Annotated in this window: 18 protein-coding genes; 9 read left to right on the top strand and 9 right to left on the bottom strand. The window is 64.2% G+C overall.

Annotated features, from left to right (window positions below):
- Positions 1-26 precede the first annotated feature (26 nt).
- Positions 27-1,055: a glycoside hydrolase family 88 protein gene (locus tag JSS27_17890; GenBank protein MBS0210817.1), complete on the bottom strand. Its 1,029-nt coding sequence runs from the start codon at positions 1,053-1,055 to the stop codon at positions 27-29.
- Between the two features lie 357 nt (positions 1,056-1,412).
- Between JSS27_17890 and hisA the strand changes: the two genes are divergently transcribed.
- Positions 1,413-2,192, top strand: a complete 780-nt coding sequence (gene hisA / locus JSS27_17885) for a 1-(5-phosphoribosyl)-5-[(5-phosphoribosylamino)methylideneamino]imidazole-4-carboxamide isomerase (protein MBS0210816.1) — start codon at positions 1,413-1,415, stop codon at positions 2,190-2,192.
- Between the two features lie 30 nt (positions 2,193-2,222).
- A complete protein-coding gene (locus tag JSS27_17880; GenBank protein ID MBS0210815.1) occupies positions 2,223-4,328 on the top strand; it encodes an elongation factor G in 2,106 nt (701 codons plus the stop codon).
- Between the two features lie 231 nt (positions 4,329-4,559).
- On the opposite strand, the gene JSS27_17875 is transcribed toward JSS27_17880, so the two are convergent.
- The 4 genes from JSS27_17875 to JSS27_17860 all read right to left on the bottom strand — a co-directional run bounded on the left by JSS27_17875 (position 4,560) and on the right by JSS27_17860 (position 8,258).
- Complete coding sequence (locus JSS27_17875; GenBank protein MBS0210814.1) at positions 4,560-5,678, bottom strand: Gfo/Idh/MocA family oxidoreductase; 1,119 nt, start codon at positions 5,676-5,678, stop codon at positions 4,560-4,562.
- The gene (lpxA, locus tag JSS27_17870; GenBank protein MBS0210813.1) at positions 5,675-6,484 is read right to left on the bottom strand and encodes an acyl-ACP--UDP-N-acetylglucosamine O-acyltransferase; all 810 of its coding nucleotides are present in this window, start codon (positions 6,482-6,484) and stop codon (positions 5,675-5,677) included. The genes JSS27_17875 and lpxA overlap by 4 nt, the downstream gene beginning before the upstream one ends.
- A 39-nt stretch (positions 6,485-6,523) precedes the next feature.
- Positions 6,524-7,399 (bottom strand): UDP-3-O-[3-hydroxymyristoyl] N-acetylglucosamine deacetylase, encoded by an 876-nt coding sequence (lpxC, locus tag JSS27_17865; GenBank protein ID MBS0210812.1) that lies wholly within the window; start codon positions 7,397-7,399, stop codon positions 6,524-6,526.
- Positions 7,400-7,514: 115 nt separating this feature from the next.
- On the bottom strand, positions 7,515-8,258 hold the full coding sequence (locus tag JSS27_17860) for an OmpH family outer membrane protein (GenBank protein MBS0210811.1): 744 nt from the start codon (positions 8,256-8,258) through the stop codon (positions 7,515-7,517).
- Positions 8,259-8,822: 564 nt separating this feature from the next.
- Here JSS27_17860 and murC point away from each other — a divergent pair.
- From murC to JSS27_17840, 4 genes are all read left to right on the top strand, one after another.
- Complete coding sequence (murC, locus tag JSS27_17855; GenBank protein MBS0210810.1) at positions 8,823-10,163, top strand: UDP-N-acetylmuramate--L-alanine ligase; 1,341 nt, start codon at positions 8,823-8,825, stop codon at positions 10,161-10,163.
- On the top strand, positions 10,120-10,998 hold the full coding sequence (gene murB, locus JSS27_17850) for a UDP-N-acetylmuramate dehydrogenase (protein MBS0210809.1): 879 nt from the start codon (positions 10,120-10,122) through the stop codon (positions 10,996-10,998). Before murC ends, murB begins: the two co-directional genes overlap by 44 nt.
- An 87-nt stretch (positions 10,999-11,085) precedes the next feature.
- Positions 11,086-12,033: a D-alanine--D-alanine ligase gene (locus tag JSS27_17845; protein MBS0210808.1), complete on the top strand. Its 948-nt coding sequence runs from the start codon at positions 11,086-11,088 to the stop codon at positions 12,031-12,033.
- Positions 12,030-12,950 carry a hypothetical protein gene (locus JSS27_17840; GenBank protein MBS0210807.1) on the top strand — a complete coding sequence of 307 codons (921 nt, stop codon included), beginning with the start codon at positions 12,030-12,032 and terminating at the stop codon, positions 12,948-12,950. Before JSS27_17845 ends, JSS27_17840 begins: the two co-directional genes overlap by 4 nt.
- Positions 12,951-12,962: 12 nt before the next feature.
- On the opposite strand, the gene JSS27_17835 is transcribed toward JSS27_17840, so the two are convergent.
- The 3 genes from JSS27_17835 to zwf all read right to left on the bottom strand — a co-directional run bounded on the left by JSS27_17835 (position 12,963) and on the right by zwf (position 15,862).
- A complete protein-coding gene (locus tag JSS27_17835; GenBank protein MBS0210806.1) occupies positions 12,963-13,163 on the bottom strand; it encodes a carbon storage regulator in 201 nt (66 codons plus the stop codon).
- 163 nt (positions 13,164-13,326) lie between these two features.
- Positions 13,327-14,394 (bottom strand): tRNA-dihydrouridine synthase, encoded by a 1,068-nt coding sequence (locus JSS27_17830; protein MBS0210805.1) that lies wholly within the window; start codon positions 14,392-14,394, stop codon positions 13,327-13,329.
- 16 nt (positions 14,395-14,410) lie between these two features.
- Entirely contained in the window at positions 14,411-15,862 is a 1,452-nt protein-coding gene (gene zwf, locus JSS27_17825) for a glucose-6-phosphate dehydrogenase (GenBank protein MBS0210804.1), read from the bottom strand.
- A 151-nt stretch (positions 15,863-16,013) separates the two neighbouring features.
- Between zwf and JSS27_17820 the strand changes: the two genes are divergently transcribed.
- Positions 16,014-18,209: a cation-translocating P-type ATPase gene (locus tag JSS27_17820; protein MBS0210803.1), complete on the top strand. Its 2,196-nt coding sequence runs from the start codon at positions 16,014-16,016 to the stop codon at positions 18,207-18,209.
- Here the strand turns inward: JSS27_17820 and JSS27_17815 are convergent.
- On the bottom strand, positions 18,157-18,933 hold the full coding sequence (locus tag JSS27_17815) for a GNAT family N-acetyltransferase (protein ID MBS0210802.1): 777 nt from the start codon (positions 18,931-18,933) through the stop codon (positions 18,157-18,159). The two genes, JSS27_17820 and JSS27_17815, sit on opposite strands and share 53 nt — an antisense overlap.
- Before the next feature lie 289 nt (positions 18,934-19,222).
- On the opposite strand from JSS27_17815, the gene JSS27_17810 reads away from it, so the two are divergent.
- The gene (locus JSS27_17810) at positions 19,223-19,828 is read left to right on the top strand and encodes a hydrolase (protein ID MBS0210801.1); all 606 of its coding nucleotides are present in this window, start codon (positions 19,223-19,225) and stop codon (positions 19,826-19,828) included.
- A 29-nt stretch (positions 19,829-19,857) separates the two neighbouring features.
- A partial coding sequence (locus JSS27_17805) for an aminotransferase class V-fold PLP-dependent enzyme (protein MBS0210800.1) occupies positions 19,858-20,381 on the top strand: 524 nt, incomplete at its 3' end.

The raw sequence follows: 20,381 nt of genomic DNA, 5'->3' as shown, positions 1-20,381 counted from the left end.
TACCCACACATAGAATCGCAAACTTACTACTTCTGCTCCGGAAAATGCATCATGCCGACGGCGAACATCAAGGCCATCGAGCCGCCGCGCCGATCGCGCCCCGACAGGGCCTTGCGGTCGAAGTAGGCCTGCAGGCTGGTCTGGGAACCGGTCCCTTCGCACACGTCGCGCAGGTTCCCCTGGGGGCCGATGCGCGTCAGGGCCGCTTGCCAGGCTTGGCGAACCGCAGGCGCGTACTTGTCGCGCGCGAGCAGACCATCTTCAATCGCCTTAAGGTAACTCGACGCGATCATGCACGTGCAGGTCAGCTCGGCATAGCTTTCAGGATGATCGATCACCTGGTGCCACGCCCCGTCGGCGTCTTGATGCTTGAGCAAGGCCGCGGCATGATCCTGGAACATCTTGGCCAACTCGTCGCGCCCCGGTTCCTTGTCAGGGTAAACGTGCAGCGTATGCACCAGCCCCAGCAACGGGAACGCATTGCCGCGCCCCCAAGCCGCTTCGCACTTGGGCGAATGGCGATAGAGCCCGTCGTCGCGCAGATCGAGCTTCTTCACCAACTGGGCATAGCGCAACGCCTGTTGAAAGTATTTGGAATCTCCCGACAGCGCCCCGGCAATCGACAGCAGCGGGCAAGCCATGAACGTGGCGTCGCTCATTTGGCTGTGAATATTGGGCCGCGGCTGTCCCTGGGCATCGCAGGCGCGATCGGCGGCCGCGAGAATCAGCCGACGGGCGGAATCTTGCAGCTTGGGATCATCGCTCAACGACCCGTAGAGCGCGGCAAAGACCAGGTGCCCGGCCAGATCGCTGGCCGACAGCTTCTCGCTGTTCACCGGCTTCGAACCATCGAGGTACGGCAACAAGATAGCCCGCACGCCCTTGGCATGTTGCGAATCGCTCGTCTCGCGTCCATAGGCCAAACGACCGATCAGCGCCACGGTCGAGGTGTACTTCAGATCGGGAATGTCCTGGGCGTAGGCGGCGACCAACTCCTCGGCCACCTGCCGCGGCGTCCGCTCGTCGCCCCACGCCAACGTCGGCAAAATGGCCATGAAAAGCGTCGCCAGCCCTAACGCGCGCGCCCGACAACTGTGTGATCGAACCATGTGAACTCCATCCTCAATGTCGCACCCGGAAATGCCACCGCCGTGGCTGACCATGATACGCAGTCGGGCGGTGGCTGTCTAAATGGCTACCTGCTCCGGCGTGTCAACCGGCGTTGTTCGGGGCAAATTGGATTGCATGCGGCGGGAACTCTGGCATATTAGCTGGGTGAGCGCGGCAGACCGTGGGTCGGCCGCGCTGGTCGCCCACTGCACGTGCGCAGCGTGGGGCCGGCGGGGATTCCGTCGGGAAGCGGTTCGTTAGGCAGCGCAGGGAGTCGTGGCGTGCGCAAGGCGTTAGGCGAGTTGCAGGTTTGGCCGGCCATCGATTTGCGCGGCGGCAAGTGCGTGCGCCTCGAGCAGGGTGACTACAACCGCGAAACCATCTTCGGCGAAGACCCGACGGCCATGGCCCGGCACTGGGTCGAGCAAGGGGCCGACCGGCTCCATCTGGTCGACCTGGACGGTGCGCGCGACGGTCGGGCCGCCAACGCCGCGGTCATCGCCAGCATCGTTCGCTCGATCGACGTCCCGTGCCAACTGGGCGGCGGCATCCGCGACGAGTCGATCATTCAAGAGTTGCTGGCGCTCGGCATCGCGCGCCTGGTCGTCGGCACGCGGGCCCTGCGCGAGCCCGAGTGGTTCCGCGCCATGTGCCGCAAGTACCCGCACAAGCTGGTGCTGGGGCTCGACGCGCGCGACGGACAAGTCGCCACCGATGGCTGGTTGAAAACCAGCGGCGTGTCGGCGATTGATCTGGCCCAACGCTTTGCCGACGAGCCCGTGGCGGCCATCGTTTACACCGACATCGCCACCGACGGCATGCTGTCGGGGCCGAATCTGGCGGCCGTCGCCGCGATGTGTACCGAGTGCGACACGCCGATCGTGGCCTCGGGCGGAGTGAGCAAAGCCGACGACGTGCGCGCCCTGGCCGAGTTGCCCATCGAGGGCTGCATCGTCGGCCGCGCGCTCTATGAACCAACCATGACCCTGCGCGAAGGGCTGACTGCCGCGCGCCAGGGACGCCGATCACTAGCATCGCCAACCGATTCCAAAGGGACTGCGGAGTCCCGGAGGACCGATTAGCCAGGAACTCTAGCCACGCGGGGGAACACGATGTCGATTCGCAACGTGGAGACCATTCGCAACATTGCTTTGTGCGGTCATAGCGGCGCTGGGAAGACGACCCTGATCGACCAGTTGCTCGTCAAGACCGGCACTGTCAAGCATCCGATCAGCGTTGATAACGGCACGAGTTTTTGTGACTTTGACGAGGAAGAGAAACAACACAAGCACACCGTCGAAGCCAAGGTCGTCCACCTGGAACACAACGGCCTGTGGTTCAATCTGATCGACACCCCAGGCTATCCGGACTTTATCGGCAGCACGATCGGCGCGCTACGCGGAGTCGACACCGCGGCCATCGTCATCAACGCTCACAGCGGCATCGAAGTGAACACCCGCCGCACCTTCCAGGAAGCCGGCAAGGAAGGGCTGGCCCGGGTGGTCATCGTCAACAAGATGGACAACGAGAACATCGATGTCCCCGTGCTGCTCAAGAACCTGCACGATCTGTTCGGTGCTGGCTGTGTGCCGTACAACGTACCGCTCGGCTCGGGTCACGACTTTCGCGGCGTTGCCAATGTCCTGAAGCCGCCGGCCGACACCGTGGGGGCGCTCGCGCCGATCGACAAGTGCGGCACCGAACTGCTCGAAGCCATCATCGAGCATGACGACGAAGTGACCGCCCGCTACTTCGAGGGAACGCCGCCGACCGAGGAAGAAATCAGCCGGCTGATCCTGTTGGACGTGGCCCACAGCACGCTGATTCCCATCTTCTTCGTCTCGGCCAAGACGGGCGTCGGCATGGACGAGCTGCTCGACGGGCTGGGGGCGTGCGCCGTCTCACCCACGCAAATGCCCCACCACGGCACGCGCCCCGACGGCGTCGACGTGGAAATCCTCTCCGAGAACGATGGCCCGTTGGTGGCCCAAGTTTTCAAAACCCGCATCGACCCGTTCGTCCAGCGGATCAGCTACATCCGAGTTTTCTCGGGCAAGCTGCACAAAGAAGAAACCGTTTCGTCGACCAGCACTCGCAAGGGGGTGAAGCTGCACCAGTTGTTCCATGTGCAAGGGGCGAACCTGGAACCGATCGACGAAGCCGGCGCCGGCGAGATCGTGGCCGTGACCAAGAACGAGGAACTGCACACCGGCACGCTGTTGGGCGATTTCGTCGTTCACGACATTCCGTTCCCGACGCCCATGGTCGGCTTGGCCGTCGTGCCCAAGAACCGTGGCGACGAGGCCAAGTTGTCGGGCGCGCTGCACAAGATTGTCGAAGAAGATTTGACCTTGCGGCTCGATCGCGACGCGCAGACCAAAGAACTGGTGATGACCGGCATGAGCGAACTGCACCTGAACATGATTCGCGAGAAGCTCAAACGGCGCGACAAGGTTGACGTCGAAACCAAGGAGCCCAAGATTCCCTATCGCGAAACCATTCAGAACCGCGCCGAGGGGAGCTACCGGCACAAGAAACAGTCGGGGGGCCGCGGGCAATTCGGCGAAGTCCATATTCGGCTCCATCCGATGCCCGAGGGGACAGACGTCGCCGAGTATGCGTCGAAAGAGCGCTTTCCTCAGATGCGCGAGTATCGTTTCGACCCGAAGATCAACTTCCTGTGGGTCGATTCGATTGTCGGCGGTTCGATTCCGAACAACTTCCTGCCGGCGGTCGAGAAGGGCTTTCGCGAGCGAATGGAGCGCGGCGTGATCGCCGGTTACAAAGTGCAAAACCTGTGCGCTGAGATTTTCTTCGGCAAGCATCACCCGGTCGACAGCTCGGAAGCCGCCTTCAAAACAGCCGGCTCGATGGCGTTTCGCAACACGTTCCAGCAAGCCAAGCCGACGCTGCTCGAACCGATTGTCACGTTGCACGTGACGGTGCCAGGGGCCAAGCTCGGTGATATCAACAGCGACATGTCAGGCCGCCGCGGCCGCGTGCTGGGCATGGAGTCAGCCGGCGGCGATCTGCAAACCGTGACGGCCGAGGTGCCGCTGGCCGAGGTGTCGACCTACGCCCGCAGCTTGTCGAGCATCACTGGTGGCCAAGGCAGCTACACGATCGAGTTCTGCCGGTACGATGTGGTGCCGGGGAACATCCTCAAAGAGATTATCGAAAAGGCCGTCCACATGCGCGAAGAGGAGGAAGAGGAGTAAGCGGCCGGCGCAATGGTTCTGCTCTCCATCATCACCGAGCATGCAGCAACCCTTCTCCCCTCGGGAGAAGGTGGCCGAAGGCCGGATGAGGGTCCAGTCTCAATCGAGTGCGACATCAGCCTGAGGCGCGACCCTCATCCGTCGGCTACCGCCGCCACCTTCTCCCCGGGGGAGAAGGGTTTGCTCTGGCCGCCGATGCAATTCTAATCAGCGGCGTTGTGACGCTATGAGTCATCCCGCCGCGCGGCGGTCGGCCGGGACGCTGGCCGGACGCGACAAGAAGTGCGGCGAGGGAATGACCAAGCGTTGCGGCTGTAGCAGCGGCCCGACGCGGCCATCGGCTTGGCCGTCCCATTGATGCTGGGCGATGCTTTGCAGCACTTGTTCGGCGACGGCCACGGCGTTGCGGCCGTGTTCGCCCGACACGCGCGGCATGCGTCCCTGAGCGACGCTTTCGGCAAAGTCGATCAACTCGGCCGTAATCGCGTCGACCGGCGGTGACTCGAGCACCTCGACCGGCAGATGTTCCGTGAGCAGTCGATCCTTGAGTGCGGCCTTCTGCTCGGCCGGCAAGGTGTGAACATCGAGCTCGTGGCGCAAGATTTCGTCGCTGGGCCGCACGATCGATGCCGTGCGGGTCGAGAAATCGACCGCGGCAAAGGCCTGTTGCGACCAAAGCTGCATCGTCCGGGCCGGTTGATGGCTGGCCCGCGATGCGCTCAGTTGCGCGATGCAGCCATTCTCGAACTCAATTCGTGCGTGGGCGATGTCTTCCTGCTGGCCGAACAAGGCCACGCCCAGCGCGCTGACGCCACGGACGCGCGAATGGACAATCGACAACACCAGATCGATGTCGTGGATCATCAAGTCCAAGACCACGCCGATGTCGGTCGAGCGGAACGAGAACGGCCCGCGGCGGACCCCCTCGATGTATTTCGGATCACGCACCTGGCCGAGCGTGGCGCTCCAGGCCGGGTTGAATCGTTCGACGTGGCCGACTTGCAGCACGCGGCGGCCGGCTCGCGCGGCATCGACCAGGTCCGAAGCCTCGTCGTGCGACGGGGCCAGCGGCTTTTCCATGAACACATGCAGCCCGGCGTTCAACAGTTCGAGCCCAAGATCGTGATGGGTGCAAGTGGGCGCCGCCACTACGGCCGCATCGATCTGCTCGCGCACGGCGGCCAATCGATCGAACACCGGCACCTTGAACTGCTGGGCCACGGCTTCACGGCTGGCGGCGATGGGTTCGACCACGCCGGCCAATTGGAACTGGGGCAGCGTCTGGAGAATACGAGTGTGAATCTTACCGAGGTGGCCGCCCCCCACGACCGCGATCCTGATTGGCCTCATGCAGCCCTCCGCGCCGATTCCCGAGCCCGACCATGCTTGCCGTCTTGCTGTTGACGCACGAATTCCAACAGCGCCAACACCTGGGGCGTCAACTGAAACTTGTTGCGTAGCGTGTCACGCGTTTGTTGCAGGCCGATCTTGGCGCGATACAACAGCCGATGCGCCTCGGCCAGCGCGTCGATCGCCGCGTCCGAGAAGTTGTGTCGCTTCAGCGCCACGACGTTAATACAGCGCGGCCGCGAGGGATGCCCCTCGACCAGCATGAACGGGGGCACATCGTGCAACACCCGACTCAGGCCGGCCACAAAACTGTATTGACCGATCGACGAGTAATGATGCACCGCGCAGCCACCCGACAGCGCGGCGTAATCATCGACATGCACGTGCCCGCCCAGCAGCGTGCCGTTGGTGATCACGATATGATTGCCCAGCCGGCAATCGTGCGCAACGTGGCTATTGGCCATCAGGAAGTTGTCGTCACCCAGCGAGGTGATGCCGGCTTCCTTCTCGGTGGCGCGGTTGATCGTGACCCCTTCGCGGATGATGTTCCGGTGGCCAATCTGCACACAGGTCTCGCCGCCGTGATAGCTCAGGTCTTGTGGCGGGCCGCCGATCACCACGTTCGCGTGAATTTGATTCTGCTCGCCGATCATCACGTGACCGGTCAGCGTGACGTTATTTTCCAGTCGCGTGCCGCGGCCGATGCGAACGTGGGGTCCGATCACACAGAAGGGACCGATCTCGACATCGTCGGCGATCTCAGATCGTGAATCGATAATGGCGTGGTCGGCAATCGTGCATGTCATGGCAAGTGCCTTTCCCGCTAGTGAATGATCATCGGTGTGCTAGGCGCACTGGCGCACATCGCCCGCGGCCGCGGCGTCGGCCAAAACCGCGCGGACCAACTCGGCGTTCAGCCGATGCCCGCTCCGATTGGCCACGAAATGTCCCACCAGGTCGCAACCGGCCAAGGCCAGGTCGCCCACGAGGTCGAGCGCTTTATGCCGCACGCATTCGTCGCGAAAACGCAGGGTGTTCTCGATCGGCCCCTGGGCGCCAAAGACCAGCAAGTCGCTGGTCGCGACCCGCGTGCCCAGCCCCTGGGCCAGCAGCCAGTCGGCTTCGCTCTTGAGCATGAATGTTCGGCACGGCGCGAGTTCACGCCGGAACGAGTCGGGCGTCACCGGCAAGGTGATCGTCTGCCGGCCAATCGGCGTGCCGACGCCGTAGTCCAAATTGAATTTCAACGACATCCCGGCCGACGTGGTGGGCCGGGCTTCGATCCAGCTCTCGTCATCACCCAGCCGGATTACATTCCGCACCGTGACCACCGCACGCGGCGCGTCCTGAGCCGTAACGCCGGCGCGGACGATCGCTTCGACGAACGGCTGGCTCGAGCCGTCACAGCCCGGCATCTCGGCGGCGTCGACCCAGATTTCACAATTGTCAACGTGCAAGCCGGCGAGCGCGGCCATGATGTGCTCGACCATTTCGACCTGCTGGCCACCAGCCCGCAAGGTCGTGCGACGAGGCGATTCGATGCAATGGCCGACGTGCGCCGCGATTCGCACCGGTTGCGTGAGATCGCCCCGCACAAAGACGACGCCAGTGTTGGCCGGCGCGGGGCGAAATTCCACTCGTACATCGCGGCCCGACCAGTAGCCGAAGCCTGCGACCGCAGTTGGCTGGGCCAGGGTTCGTTGTTTACGAGGCGAGATCATCGCGGAAGACCGTCGCATGCCAGAGACTCGAACCAGGGCACAAAACAAGGCGTCGCGGCCGCGAGATGTTGCTCGCAGCCGCGACGGTTTTTCAGACGTCGTCAGACTGCGATGACTAGCGACGTTGCGGAATGCCCATCGGTTGCTGCGGGCGAGTGGCGCCAGGATTCGGCCCCAGGCCAGGATTGACGCCCGGTTGTGCGCCATAGTTCGACATGCCTTGCGGTTGCAGGTTGTTCGGCCCCGGGGCGCCCGGTGTGACTGGACCGGCCACCGGCGGCGGGCTGTTGGCGTTCAGTTGCGCCAACACCACCTTGGTGATGTCGATGTGCGGGTGGTAATGCACCACCGAGCGGTTCAAGTCGCGATAGAGCTGATCCGGATCGTTCTGATCGGGCTGTTCGCCCAGAAACCGCATCACCAGAAACACCCCATTGGCTTCGCAGTAGCGTTTCACTTCCTGCTGGATTTCCTGGTAGACGCTGTAGTACATCTTGGCTTGCTGTTCGTGGAAGTCGCGGCGTTGCTGGGCGATCTTCACGCTGGTTTCGCTTTCGATCTTGCGCAGCTGCTCTTCGAGCGCCTTGTACTCGGGCGAGCCGCGCTTCAATTGCCCTTCGGTCATTTTCGCGCCCAGCGCTTCGTAGGTCTGGCGCTGTTTCTGGATTTCCTGCTCGGCGGCCGCGATCTGCTGCTGCAGATCGTTCATCATGGCCTTCAGCCGGTAGTGGTCCTTGAAAATGGCGGTGACGTCGATCACCGCGATGGGCGGACGAGCTTGTTGCGCTTCGGCGCGCATGCCCTGACTGGCTGCCCAGACGCTTGCCACGAGCGTGGCCATCGAGACAAATTTCTTCACGGTGAGCGCTCCTTGCTATCGCGACAGATTCGTGTGGACTAGCGGGATTCCGTCCCCGCCCTGGTGGTGGGAATTGACTGCTGCAAGCGGTCGTGGGTGTGGCCAGCTTTCGGCTTGCCATCGTGCCCGTCGGTCCATCGCCACGGCGATCGACGTTCGAGCGGTTAACCGAGTCCCAGGGGCACCGATCGGCCGGGATTCTGACGAAAACCGCCCATGCGGTAAAGGTCAGTATCAGGCGATCTTCTCCGGCGTTTTGCGGTGGCACTCGCTCGCGGCGTGCTGGCACGCGACGTCGGTTTGACGTGCTCCGCCCGCGCCTCGTAACATCACGTCACCGAGCAACTTGGCGGTTACGGCACATCGACGCCAGACACTGAAAGCGCCCAGCTTTACCGACACGCGCCCCGGACCTTGGCCGGGTCCGAGAGTAGATCGACCCCTCATGCAGGTTTCTTCAATCGGAAAAGCCGGCGGAGCCAGAATATCTTTTCCCCTTTAACATCCCAGCGCGAAGCAACTTCGCTGCCAGCGGCGCATCTCGTTGGCATCGCCGGCGCGGGCATGCAAGCGCTGGCCCGCGTGCTGGTCGAGCAAGGTTGGCACATCTCGGGCTCCGACAGCGCGTCCGACGTGCCGTGCTGGCTGGCCGACAGCGGAATCGAAGTCCATCGGGGTCACGCGGCGTCGTACTTGCCGGCAAGCGCCGAGACGCTTGTCTACAGCCAGTCGATCCCGGTCGATAATCCCGAGCGCGTCGCGGCCGAGCGGCGCGGCCTGCCTCAACTGAGCTACGCCGAGATGCTTAGCCGCGTGACTAAGAAGCACACCACGCTCGCCGTCGCCGGCACACACGGCAAGTCAACGACGACGGCTATGACCACCGAAATCCTGCTGGCCGCCGGGCTCGATCCCACGTTCGTGGTCGGCGCCTCGTGGCGCGATGGTACGCCCGTCGCGCACGCAGGGCACGGCCCCCTGGCGGTCGTCGAGGCGTGCGAATTCCGCCGCGGTTTTCTGCACCTGCGGCCACAATGCGCCGCCTTGCTCAATGTCGAACCCGACCACTTCGATTGCTTTCCTGACGAAGCTGATCTTGAGCGAGCCTTTGGCGACTTTGCGGCGCTACTACCGGCCGAGGGCCTGCTAGTTTACAACGCAGCAGACGCCGGCGCTTTGCAAATCGTCCGGCACGCGAAATGTCGTCGGGAAAGCTTCGCTGTCGATGCACCGGCCGATTGGCAGGTGACGAACCTTTTGAGCCAGGCAGGCTGCTATGAGTTCGATCTACTCCACAGCAGTAAAGTGCTTGGCCGCATCGCGCTCCAGGTTCCCGGCCAGCACATGGTCGCCAACGCCCTGGCGGCGGCGGCGCTGGCCGCTAGCGGCGGCGCGGAATCGGCGGCCATCGTCGCTGGGCTAGAAAGATTTGCCGGCTTGCAACGACGTGTTGAGCCGATCGTCGACACCACCGAGCTGGCCATCGTCGACGATTACGCCCATCACCCCACCGAAGTCGCCGCCACGCTGGCAGCAATCCGCCAGCGTTATCCCAAGAGACGACTCTGGTGCGTGTTTCAACCGCATCAGGCCAGCCGCCTTGCGCGCTTGTTGGCCGAGTTTGCCCGGGCGCTGGCGGACGCCGATCTGGTGGCGATCGCCGACGTTTATCGAGCCCGCGAGGGGGTTTGGCGACCTGGCGAAGCTACGGCCGCTGACCTGGCGGCGCAAATCTCGGCGTTCGGTGTACCCGTCTTGCAAGAACATCGACCTGACGCCATTCTAGAGCAGGTCCATGCCGCCCTACGCCCCGGCGACGTGGTCGCCGTGTTAGGAGCGGGCGATATTGGGAAGTTTGCACATGCCCTTGGCGACCGACTTCGGTCCTTTGATTCAGCGCGATGAGCCCCTGGCTCCGCACACCTGGTTCCGGCTGGGTGGAGCGGCTCAATACTTTGCGCAACCCGAAACACTCGAACAGCTTGGCAAGCTGGTCCGCCGTTGCCGCGAGGAAAACATTCCGGTTCGGCTGCTGGGGGGCGGCTCGAACGTGCTGGTGCGCGACGAGGGCGTGCGTGGCTTGGTGATCAAGCTGGGCGGAGACGAACTGAGCAAGATCGACGTCGCCGGCACCAAGGTCACGACCGGCGCGGCTGCCAAGCTGGGGCATGTCATCACCCACGCCGTCGGCAACGGACTAGGGGGCCTCGAAACCCTGGTCGGTATTCCCGGCACCATCGGCGGCGCGTTGCACGGCAACGCCGGTAGCCGCAGCGGCGACATCGGCCAATGGCTGCTGCGGGCCACGGTGATGACCCACTCGGGCGAAATCCTTGAGCGGCGTCGCGAGGAGCTGACCTTCGCTTACCGGCAAAGCGGTCTCGACGAACTGGTCATCCTCGGCGCTGAGTTCCAACTTGAATCGGACGATCCCGAGGCGCTGACCAAGCGAATGCAAAAACAATGGATATTGAAGAAGTCGACGCAACCCTTGGGGCATCAAAGCGCCGGCTGCATCTTCAAGAATCCGCGCGGTATGAGCGCCGGCATGTTGATTGACCAGGCCGGCCTGAAGGGAACGCATGTTGGCGGCGCAATCGTCAGTGAACGACATGCGAACTTTATCGTGGCCGAAGAAGGGGCCAAGGCGGCCGACGTCTTGGCGCTGATGGAAATGGTCCGCGGCCGGGTCGCCGAGCGACTGGGCGTGGAATTAGAAACCGAGATCGACGTCTGGTAATTGCCGCGCCGCCAGGAAGGCGTCGCGCCGCAGCATTGATAAACGATCGGGACAGGTGCATCGTCACAGCCGTCAAGGAGGATGGCCATGTCGTGGTCCGCAGCGTCCGAAACTCTTTCCATCGCGGTGTTGGCCGGGGGCGACTCGGCCGAGCGCGCCGTCAGTCTGGCCAGCGGTAGCGAAGCCGCCGCGGCCCTCGCCAGCCTGGGTCATCGCGTCGAGCAATTCGATCCGCTCAATACGCCGATCACTTCGATCGACTGGCCGCGCTTCGACATTTGTTTTCTCGCCCTGCATGGTGGCGCCGGTGAAGACGGCCGCGTGCAGCAGCAGCTTGACGAGCTAAGCGTGGTTTACACCGGCAGCGGGCCAGCCGCCTCGCGAATGGCCATGAGCAAATCGGCCGCCAAGCACCGCTTTGTCGAAGCCCGGGTGCCGACGCCAACCGCGATGGAGTTCGGCGAGCATGACGTATTGGCCACGATTGCCCGTGAATGTGCCACGTTGGGCTGGCCCCTGGCCATTAAGCCCGAGGGGCAAGGTTCCAGCTTGGGCGTCGGCCGCGCGGACAATGCCGAGCAACTTGCCGCGTGTGTCACCGCCAGCCGCCAGTACGACCCGCTGGTGCTGGTCGAGCCTTGGATCGATGGCCGCGAGTTCACGGTGACGATCCTGGGGCGCGAGCCGTTGCCGCTGCTGGAAATCGTCGCGCCGGGGCCAGTCTTTGACTACGACGCCAAGTATCTGGCCGAAGATACCGTTTACCGATTCGATTCGGGCCTGCCCGCCGATCAGATCGTGCGCTTGCGCAGCGTTTCGGTCGCGGCCGCTGCCGCGCTCGACACCCGCGGGCTGGTGCGAGTGGACCTGATGCTCGACCGCGCTGGACGCCCCTGGGTGCTCGAAGTGAACACAATTCCGGGGCTGACTCCGACCAGTCTGGCCCCCCGCGCGGCAGCGCAAGCGGGCTTCGACTTGCCGGCTCTGTGCGAATGGATGGTCCGCGACGCATTGCACGCCGAGGTGCGCCAATGAGCAAAGCCGATTCCAAGGGAAAACAAAGCGACAAGATTTCGGTCTGGCAATGGCTGGCGCGGGTGGTGCTGCGCAGCAAGTTGCTGGCCGTGGCGGCGATTGTGGGGGCGATCTTCATGGTCGGCCGCGCCGTGATCGACGCGCTCGAGCCTCACTTGCGCGACCAGGAACAATTCCTGGTCAAGTACGACGATATTTACCTGTCGCCTGCGCCGCCGGCCTGGATTCGCACCGACATCAAGCGCGAGGCGCTGCGCGGCGCCAGTCTGGATCAGCCAACGTCAATTCTGGCCAACGATCTGGTGGCGCGCGTCGGCCAGGCGTTCGAGTTGCACCCGTGGGTCGAAAAGGTCGTCGAGGTGCGCAAGTCGGCCCAGCCGCGCGTCGATGTTAAGCTCGCCTATCGTCGGCCGGTTTGTATGATCGAAGTCCCCGGCGGCTTGTACGCCATCGACGCCCGGGCGGTGCTGCTCCCCAGCGTTGACTTCACGGCCGAAGACGCGCGAATCTATCCGCGACTGTCGGGCATCCGCGCCGTCACCGAAGGCCCGGTCGGCACGGTCTGGCAAGACTCGGCCGTCACCGACGCCGCCGAGATTGCCTCGCTGCTCCTCGAACGCTGGACCCAATGGGGGCTAGTGCGCATCACCGTGCGGGCCGACGCGAATCAGCCGGTCGCTGGCCCGCCAGAGTTCATTCTGGAAACGGCCAACGGTTCGCAAGTGACGTGGGGCCGCGCGCCGCGCGTGGCCAAGAACGAGCCATCGCTGGAAGAGAAGCTGGCCCGGCTGGCCACCGAGGCGCAAGCCGGCCGGTTGACGACGATCGGACAGGCACGCGATTTCGATCTGCGCCAGCGCAGCACGATTGTCGAAACGCCGCGCAACGCCCGCGATTCCGACAAAGAACTGCGCTAGTTCGCCAGCGCCTCAGTGCGGCGGCTTGCTCACCGGTGAAAACTTCGCCGCGTGCGCAGGGTCGCCTGCTGCCAATTCGCTGCGGACGATCTTCACCGAGTTTGGCGCTTCGACGGCAATGCGCACCGAGTTGCCCGTCAGTCGAGCAACCGTGACGACGATGTCGGGGCCGATTTGAATCCGTTCCCCCACCCGACGGCTGAGGACAAGCATCGGTTCCATCCTTTGCAACTTCGTCCTGAAGAGATGCGAGACGCCGCTAGCATAACCAAGTGCTTGCTGCGCTAGCAATCAAGAATTGCCGAGAAATAGGGCTGTGGGCTGGCAGTTTACGAAAACTGCGCGGACTGGGCGCCAATCGAAAAGGGCCGGCCGGCTACGTCTCGCAGGTTCCTTCTTCCATCTCTCGCCCGTCGGGCCAGCGCCCCGGCAGATCGTCGGCGTACCAGCGGTCGAGTGCCGCGCGCCAGTCGCTTTGATTGCGGACCGCGATGAATGCGTCGCGCACCACAAGCGGCTCGGGGTGAAGCTTGGCGTACTTGATGCCGAACTTGCGCATCTGCTTGCCGCCAGCGTCGGGGCCGTAAATCTGTTCCGCCAACCGATAGTGTTCGGCAATCACCTCGCGCTGCTGGTGCAGCGACGGCGGCTCGAGCGGCGGCAAACCAGCGGCCAACGCGCGCACCTGGGCAAAGACCCAAGGGTTGCCGATCGCGCCGCGGGCCACGGTCACGCCGTCGATGCCTGTCTCGGCAATCATGTTCAAGCAATCCTGCGCGGTGAACAGATCGCCGCTGCCGAGCACGACTCGTTCGGGCGCGTGCCGTTTCACGTCGCGCAAGAATGCCCAACGGCTAGGCCCGACGTATTTCTGCTTCACGGTCCGCCCATGCACCGTCACGGCCGACACGCCGCGCGCGTGCGCGCCGTCGTAGATCGTGAAGAAGTTGTCGCGGCTTTCCGGCGTGTCGTCCATGCCGCGGCGCATCTTCACCGTGACGGGGATGTGAATCGGTACCGCCTCGCGCACGCGGGAAACAATCTCAAGCGCCGTCTCGGGCACGCTCAGCAAGTATCCGCCCCGGCAGCGACCCAACACTTTGCGGACCGGGCAGCCGAAGTTGATGTCGATGACGTCGTAACCCATCTCGGCCAGAGTTCGCGCCGCCGGGCCGAATTCGTCGGGATTGGCCCCCATCAACTGCCCGCCGACCGGATGCTCGCTGGCGTCGATCATCGCCATTTTGCGAATCGCCTTGCCCCCTTGCAGGACGATCTTGTCGAGCACGACTTCGCACAGGCTGTAGCTGGCCCCCATGCGACGGGCGATCACGCGCATGGCCATATCGCTATAGCCGGACAAAGCTGCCTGAACGATGGGAAAGCCGATATCGACGGCGCCAATGCGCAGATGCGGCAAGGTGATGGCCTGGGCGGTACTCATGTCACGGGTTTCGCTCTTACAGAATTGGACACACATCAAGCCAGTTGCGGTGGTCGCGGAGCATCCACGTCATCGCTTCCTCCGGCCCCCACAGACCCGACTCGTACGTGGCCATCGGCGGTAACCGCCGCGTGGCCCAGGCGTCGATGATCGGGTCGACAATGCCCCAGGCCAGTTCCACCTCGTCGGCCCGGGCGAACAAGCTGGCGTCCCCCATCATCACGTCCAGCAGCAATCGTTCGTACGCATCGGGCAGCGCCCCGGCGAACTCGCTGTCGAAGCGGAAGTTCAAATCGGTCTGCCGCAACCGCATGCCGGCGTCGGGCACCTTGGTCTGGAAGTGAAGCTGGATGCCTTCGGCCGGTTGGATATGAATCACGAGCCGGTTGGCTTCGGGCTCGCGGCGGCGCTCGGAGTTGAAGACCATGTGCGGCGGCGAGCGGAACTGAATCACAATCTGCGTCGTCCGGCAACTCATCGCCTTGCCCGAGCGCAAATAGAACGGCACCCCCTGCCAGCGCCAATTGTCGATGTGCAGCTTCATGGCCGCGAAGGTTTCGGTCTGGCTGTTCGCCGCGACGCCGGGTTCGGCCAGGTATTTGTCGTACTGCGCGCGCACCGTCTGCTCGGCCACATCGACCGCCGACATTTGCCGGACGGCCTGCAAGACTTTCACCTTCTCGTTGCGCACCAGGTCAGCTTCAAACCGGCTGGGGACTTCCATCGCCGTGATGGTCATCAACTGCAGCAAGTGGTTCTGGAACACGTCGCGCACCACGCCGGACGTGTCGTAGTACCCAGCACGTCGGCCGACATCGACTTCCTCGGCCACGGTGATCTGCACATGGTCGACAAAGTTGCGATTCCAGATCGGCTCCCAAACCGTGTTGGCGAAACGCAACACCAGAATGTTCTGAACCGTCTCTTTGCCTAGGTAATGATCGATGCGATAGACCTGCTGTTCCTGGAACACCCGATGGAGCACGTTGTTCAGCTCGCGAGCCGAGGCCAGGTCGGTGCCGAACGGCTTTTCGATGACCACGCGGCGCGTCGACTGCGCTTCCGAGGCCATGCCCAGCGCGCCCAGCTTGCTGACCGTCCCTTCGTGGAATTGCGGCGCAGTGGCCAGGTAATAGACGCGCGCCGTCGGCGTGTTCCCCTCCACTTCGCGCAGGGCGTTTTCCAGCCCTTGCATATCGTCGACGCTGTCCAGATTGCCAGCGTGATAGAAAATGTTGGCGGCGAACTTCTTCCATAGTTCGGCGTCGAAATCCTTGGCGGCGAACTGCTTCGTCGTCTCGGCCAGCTTGTCGCGCCAGGCGTCGTGCGAATAGGCTGTCCGCGAGGTGCCGATGATCCGCGTCTCCTCGGGAAGTCGCTTCTTGCGGAACAACTGGTACAACGCTGGGATCAACTTGCGACTGGTCAGGTCGCCCGAGGCGCCGAAGATCACAATCGAGTGCGGCATAAAAGTTCGTCTAAGGCTAGCGATAACCGAGGCTGTGCGATGGCGCGGGTGCAAAATCGGCCCTTATTGTGGCGAAAGCGGGCCAGTTCGGCCAGGGGCGCAACGGCCGGGAAAGACGCCGTCGCCACCTTCCGCGTAGAATAGCGTTGCCATGTATCAGCGCGCCGAAGAACCACCCAACACGATGCCAACAAACACCGCAGGGCCAAGCCAGCCGATCCTGGCCACCGCGAGCTACGACGTGCCTGCGCTCGACTGTCCGCAAGAGTTGCAATTGATCGAAGCGGGCCTGGGCTCGCTCGCCGGCATCTCTGCACTGCGCCCCGATTACGTCCAGCGCCGCTTGCACGTCGATTTCGATCCCGCCACGTTGCTGCCCGCCACGCTCGAAGGACGCCTGAACGCGATCGGCTTTCCCGCGCGCCCCGTCACCCACGACAAACAGCTTCATGTCCTGCCCAGCGTGCCACGGCGGTACGACACGCTGGCCGCCGCAGCGCTGCTTACCGCGGCGATTGCGCTGTGGCTGGCCAGCGGCCCCGCCTGGCTTGGCACGCTATTGGTCGCGGCAAGTCTGCTCGTTGGCAGCTACTCGGTGGCCCGCGCCGCGTGGCGGGCGTTGCGACTGCGGCGCGTTGACATCAACGTCCTAATGATCGTGGCCGCGATCGGCGGCGTGGCCATCGGTGACTACTTTGAAGTCGCGACCGCGATGGTCTTGTTCGGCGTATCGCTCTGGCTCGAAGCGGCCAGCGTAGCCCGCGCCCGAGGAGCGATCGAGTCGTTGGTGCAACTAACGCCGCGCGTCGCTCACTGCATTAGCTCGCAAGGCACGACCGACGTGCCGGTCGAAGGACTGGAAATCGGCGACCGGCTGCTCGTCCGCCCGGGCGAGCGCGTGCCGGCCGATGGCGCGGTCGTCTCCGGCGCATCGACCGTGAACGAGGCGGCCCTGACGGGAGAAAGCCTGCCGCGCGATGTCGCGATCGGCGCGGACGTTTGGGCTGGTTCGCTCAATGGCGATGGGGCCATCGAGTTGCGCGTGGCGCGACGAGCCGACGACTCGACGTTGGCTCACATGGCCCGACTGGTGGACAGCGCCCGCGTCGGCCGCGCTCGAAGCGTGCAGTTGGTCGATCGGCTGGCCGGCTGGTACACACCCGCGGTCGTGGCCCTGGCCGCGGTGTCGTTCGTCGTGCTTCCCTTCACCGCCCAGGTGGCTTGGACCGAATCGTTGCATCGCGCGCTGGTGCTGTTGGTGGCGTCGTGCCCTTGCGCGCTGGTGATCTCGACGCCGGTGACGATGGTGTGCGGCCTGCACGCCGCGGCGCGGCAAGGCATTCTGATCAAAGGGGGCGAGCACCTGGAACGAGCCGCGGCCATCGACGTAATGGCCTTCGACAAGACTGGCACGTTGACGCGCGGCGAAGTGCGACTGGTCGATCTTTTCGCCGCCGACGGGCACAAACCCGAGGACGTGCTGCGCATCGCCGCCAGCTTGGAACAGCAGAGCGAGCACCCGCTGGCCCGGGCGATTGTCGCGGCCGCCTTGGCGGATCATTTAACGCTCGCGCCGGTCGAAGGGTTTCACGCCGAGCGCGGCGCCGGCGTGCGTGGCATCGTCGACGGCCGGGCGTTCATCATCTGCGGCGCTGGCGGCGGCACGCTCAATTCGACCCACGGCGACTGGCAATCGCACCCATTGTGGCAGCAAGCGCTCGCCGATCGACAGGCGACCCTCGCCGCTTTGATCGGGCCGGATGGCCTGTGGGGAGTATTGCTCCTGGCCGATACGGTGCGGCCGCACGCGGCCGAGACGCTGGAACATTTGCGACGCCTGGGCGTGCAGCGGTTCGCGATTCTGTCGGGGGATCGGTCGGCGGTGGTCAACGAGTTGGCGGCTGAACTAGGTATCGACGAAGCCCGCGGTGGCTTGCTGCCGGCTGACAAGCTGGCGGCGATCAAAGAACTGGAACAACACGGCGCGACGGTCGCGCTCGTCGGCGACGGCGTGAACGACGCGCCGGCCCTGGCGGCGGCCAGCTTGGGGATCGCTTTTGGCGCGGCGGCCAGCGACACGGCGCTCGAAACCGCCGACGTGGTGATCCTGAAGCCTGACTTGCATCGGCTGGGGCGATTGATCGCGATCGCCCGCGAATGCCGTGCTCGATTGCGCGAGAATGTGGCGCTGGCGCTCGGCAGCAAGTTACTGGTGCTGGGGCTGGCGGCGGTCGGCGCGGCCACTCTGTGGATGGCGGTCGCGGCCGACGTCGGCGCAACACTGGCCGTGGTGTTTAACGGGATGCGGCTGCTGCCACCAGTTCGGCGTCGTGAAACTCGTCGCTAAATGCTGCTTCGACGGGAAGCGGTGCGGTGGGCAAAGCGACCGGCCGAGGCTGCAAAGTCGCCTGACGAACTTCGATCCCGAGCGCACTAAGCGGCCGCGAGGCCCACACGCGCGGCAAGGCGTCGCGCCCGACAGCCAGGAACCAACCGACCTGGCGCATGCCCAAGCGGACGTGGCTGCGGACCGAGGCCCAATTGTCGAACTCGACGATGGCCGTCAGTTGCGTGTAGCGCTGACTGGCCAGTACGTGGGCCGCGGCATAGAGCGCCGTCTGGTGGATGCGCCGGCCTCGGTAATCGACGTGCGTGAACGCCTTGTACAGGTAAGCGGTGCCGACGGGCAGCGTGAGTTGGGCATTCAGGCTATCGCTCGACGGCGGCGATTCAAGGGCGTACCAGGCGTAGTTGACAAGTTGCCCATCGGCGAGCGCCGCGAAGCAAATATGCCGATTGTCGACAAGCCGCTCGGCGAACGACGGGTCGAGATCGTTCACCGCGGGGTCGGCCAGTCGCCGGATGTCGGCGGCGCTTAGAAATCGGTACGTCAGCTCTGGCTCGCCCGAGTCGAGCGGCAACTTCGTCAGCTCGTCGAGCAAATACAGCCGACCGATCGTCACCCCGGCCAGCCGGTGCGCAAGCTTGTAGGCCAGCGTCCCCAGCAAGGCGCCGGCGCCGAAGCGTCGTATGTGTTCAGTCAGGCGACGACAGACGTTGGCAGGCGACATATTCGAGCTTCGAGTCAATTGGCGGCGTCTCGCAAGGCAAATCTACCTTACATGTGCCGCCGATGACGCCACGGCACGGCATGTTGCCTTTCCGCAACATTTGCCGCCTTGGGCAGTGGGTCAGTTTGATTCTAAGACGTTGGGTGGCGGGGTCAGAGCGCAGCGAAGGCCCTGTGATTACGGTTCGGGGCCATCACTTCTTTCTGACCCCGCCACCCCGATCCATCAAACTGACCCACTGCCGATTCGGCCGCTTCAATGCCGCCGGACGATCCGATATGCTGGGGCGATGAACAACACTCGCCTTCCCCGCAGTCCCGAATTGATGACCGCCGACGACTCGGCTTTGCTCGTGGTCGACGTCCAGGAAAAGCTCGTCCGACTTGTGCCGGGGCACGAACGGCTGGTCTGGAACATCCGCCGGCTGTTGGACGGGGCCAAGCTGCTGGGCGTGCCGGCCGCGGCGACCGAGCAATATCCGCAAGGGCTCGGGCCGACGACGGCCGAGCTGGCCACGCGATTGCCCGGGGCGAGCGCCAAGCTGGCCTTTAGCTGTGGCGAGTGTGGACCGATTTTTCAGGACTGGCTCGCCGCCGGTCGCCACCGGGTGCTGGTCGTGGGAATCGAAACGCACGTGTGCATCCAACAAACCGTGTTCGATTTGTTGGCGTCGGGCGTGCGAGTGTACCTGGCGGTTGATGCGCTCGGCGCCCGCTATGCAATCGATCACGAGACGGCGCTCCGCCGGATGGACGCCGCCGGCGCGGTGCTGACCACGACCGAAGCGGCGCTGTTCGAGTGGTGCCAGGTAGCTGGCACGCCCGTCTTCAAGCAACTGAGCCAACTCATCCGCGAGCCGTGCCCAGGCCCGAAACCCGGTTCGGCCGCGACGTAACGAACTATTACGATTGAGGAGTAGCATCGATGTCGACGATCGCCCCCCCCGTGGTCCCGCCGCAACGTATCTTGATGGGGCCGGGCCCCAGCCAGATTCACCCCCGCGTGCTGCAAGCGCTTTCGACGCCGACCGTCGGGCACTTGGACCCTTACTACTTGGCGCTGATGAATGGCATGCAGGACATGCTGCGCCAGGTGTTCTGCACCAAGAATCCGCTGACGTTCGCGGTCAGCGGCACGGGCAGCGCCGGCATGGAATGCACGGTGGTCAATCTGATCGAGCCGGGGGACAAGATGATTGTCGGCGTCAACGGCGTGTTCGGCGCGCGGATGCTCGACGTCGCCACCCGGGCCGGCGCGCAAGTGACGCGCATGGACCGCCCCTGGGGCCAGGTCTTCACGCCCGACGACTTGAAACCGCTGCTCGCGTCGGTAAAGCCGAAGGTGGTGGGGATCGTCATGGCCGAGACGTCGACCGGCGCGTGGCAGCCGATCGAGGAAATCGCCAAGCTGGTCCATGACCACGGGGCGCTGCTGTTGGTCGACGCCGT

This window comes from Planctomycetota bacterium (assembly GCA_018242585.1).
GTDB lineage: Bacteria > Planctomycetota > Planctomycetia > Pirellulales > PNKZ01 > JAFEBQ01.
The sequence above is the reverse complement of the archived record's forward strand: the minus strand, read 5'-3'. Positions and strand labels throughout refer to the sequence as shown.

Excerpts from the sequence above, each read along its gene's own strand:
- JSS27_17890 (MBS0210817.1), bottom strand. The coding sequence starts at position 1,055 with ATGGCCATTTTGCCGACGTTGGCGTGGGGCGACGAGCGGACGCCGCGG.
- JSS27_17880 (MBS0210815.1), top strand. The coding sequence starts at position 2,223 with ATGTCGATTCGCAACGTGGAGACCATTCGCAACATTGCTTTGTGCGGT.
- JSS27_17875 (MBS0210814.1), bottom strand. The coding sequence starts at position 5,678 with ATGAGGCCAATCAGGATCGCGGTCGTGGGGGGCGGCCACCTCGGTAAG.
- lpxA (MBS0210813.1), bottom strand. The coding sequence starts at position 6,484 with ATGACATGCACGATTGCCGACCACGCCATTATCGATTCACGATCTGAG.
- lpxC (MBS0210812.1), bottom strand. The coding sequence starts at position 7,399 with ATGATCTCGCCTCGTAAACAACGAACCCTGGCCCAGCCAACTGCGGTC.
- murC (MBS0210810.1), top strand. The coding sequence starts at position 8,823 with ATGCAAGCGCTGGCCCGCGTGCTGGTCGAGCAAGGTTGGCACATCTCG.
- murB (MBS0210809.1), top strand. The coding sequence starts at position 10,120 with ATGCCCTTGGCGACCGACTTCGGTCCTTTGATTCAGCGCGATGAGCCC.
- JSS27_17845 (MBS0210808.1), top strand. The coding sequence starts at position 11,086 with ATGTCGTGGTCCGCAGCGTCCGAAACTCTTTCCATCGCGGTGTTGGCC.
- JSS27_17840 (MBS0210807.1), top strand. The coding sequence starts at position 12,030 with ATGAGCAAAGCCGATTCCAAGGGAAAACAAAGCGACAAGATTTCGGTC.
- JSS27_17835 (MBS0210806.1), bottom strand. The coding sequence starts at position 13,163 with ATGCTTGTCCTCAGCCGTCGGGTGGGGGAACGGATTCAAATCGGCCCC.
- JSS27_17830 (MBS0210805.1), bottom strand. The coding sequence starts at position 14,394 with ATGAGTACCGCCCAGGCCATCACCTTGCCGCATCTGCGCATTGGCGCC.
- zwf (MBS0210804.1), bottom strand. The coding sequence starts at position 15,862 with ATGCCGCACTCGATTGTGATCTTCGGCGCCTCGGGCGACCTGACCAGT.
- JSS27_17820 (MBS0210803.1), top strand. The coding sequence starts at position 16,014 with ATGTATCAGCGCGCCGAAGAACCACCCAACACGATGCCAACAAACACC.
- JSS27_17815 (MBS0210802.1), bottom strand. The coding sequence starts at position 18,933 with ATGTCGCCTGCCAACGTCTGTCGTCGCCTGACTGAACACATACGACGC.
- JSS27_17810 (MBS0210801.1), top strand. The coding sequence starts at position 19,223 with ATGAACAACACTCGCCTTCCCCGCAGTCCCGAATTGATGACCGCCGAC.